Source organism: Escherichia sp. WS1152, from assembly GCF_046487665.1.
In the GTDB taxonomy this organism is placed as follows: Bacteria; Pseudomonadota; Gammaproteobacteria; order Enterobacterales; family Enterobacteriaceae; genus Escherichia; species Escherichia coli.
Map to the genome: position 1 here is coordinate 1 of NZ_JBJQJA010000059.1, position 813 is coordinate 813.

Genomic DNA, 813 nt, shown 5'->3' on the forward strand with positions numbered 1-813 from the left:
GTCGCTGCCGCAGCTTCGGTGCATGGTTTAGCCCCGTTACATCTTCCGCGCAGGCCGACTCGACCAGTGAGCTATTACGCTTTCTTTAAATGATGGCTGCTTCTAAGCCAACATCCTGGCTGTCTGGGCCTTCCCACATCGTTTCCCACTTAACCATGACTTTGGGACCTTAGCTGGCGGTCTGGGTTGTTTCCCTCTTCACGACGGACGTTAGCACCCGCCGTGTGTCTCCCGTGATAACATTCTCCGGTATTCGCAGTTTGCATCGGGTTGGTAAGTCGGGATGACCCCCTTGCCGAAACAGTGCTCTACCCCCGGAGATGAATTCACGAGGCGCTACCTAAATAGCTTTCGGGGAGAACCAGCTATCTCCCGGTTTGATTGGCCTTTCACCCCCAGCCACAAGTCATCCGCTAATTTTTCAACATTAGTCGGTTCGGTCCTCCAGTTAGTGTTACCCAACCTTCAACCTGCCCATGGCTAGATCACCGGGTTTCGGGTCTATACCCTGCAACTTAACGCCCAGTTAAGACTCGGTTTCCCTTCGGCTCCCCTATTCGGTTAACCTTGCTACAGAATATAAGTCGCTGACCCATTATACAAAAGGTACGCAGTCACACGCCTAAGCGTGCTCCCACTGCTTGTACGTACACGGTTTCAGGTTCTTTTTCACTCCCCTCGCCGGGGTTCTTTTCGCCTTTCCCTCACGGTACTGGTTCACTATCGGTCAGTCAGGAGTATTTAGCCTTGGAGGATGGTCCCCCCATATTCAGACAGGATACCACGTGTCCCGCCCTACTCATCGAGCTCACA

1 rRNA gene is annotated in these 813 nt (G+C 53.1%); it reads right to left on the bottom strand.

Annotated features, from left to right (window positions below):
- Positions 1-813, bottom strand: a 23S ribosomal RNA gene (locus ACJHW7_RS25270); the annotation flags it as partial.